At 56.1% G+C, this 444-nt stretch carries 1 pseudogene; it reads left to right on the plus strand.

Annotated elements, in window-relative coordinates:
- A pseudogene (locus AC0L20_RS39915) lies at positions 1-363 on the plus strand (IS66 family transposase); the annotation flags it as partial.
- Positions 364-444: the final 81 nt, after the last annotated feature.

The following is a 444-nucleotide window of genomic DNA, read 5'->3' on the forward strand; positions in this document are numbered from 1 at the left end:
GTTCTTGCTCGCGTAAGTAGGTACAGTCGATTAAAGACAAGATGCGTAGCTCAACGCGACCTGATGTCTAACGGATCAGCCACGGCCAAAGCCCTCGGTTCAGCCAGATACGCTGGGTGCTGTGACATGCTTCCTCAGTGATAGGACTGTGCCAGTCGACAACAACCCGGTTGAGGACCTGGGACGGCCATGGGCACTGGGACGTTCCTACTGATCCTTTACCAGATCGCTATGCCGCGGTAAACGGTCGGCAGCAATCATGAGCTTGATCCAGTCGACGAGCAAGAATGAACACCGTCAGCATGCCAATCTCGAGGATGTGCTGACCGGCTGACGACGCTGCGGGCCAACGTGATCGTGTAATTGCTACCGCATGAGTGGATGCCGATGTGACTCGCGCAGGTGAATTGTGCGGACGCTTACAATCAGCCGCTGCACGAGAGC

It is taken from the genome of Bradyrhizobium sp. Kon58 (genome assembly GCF_055807455.1).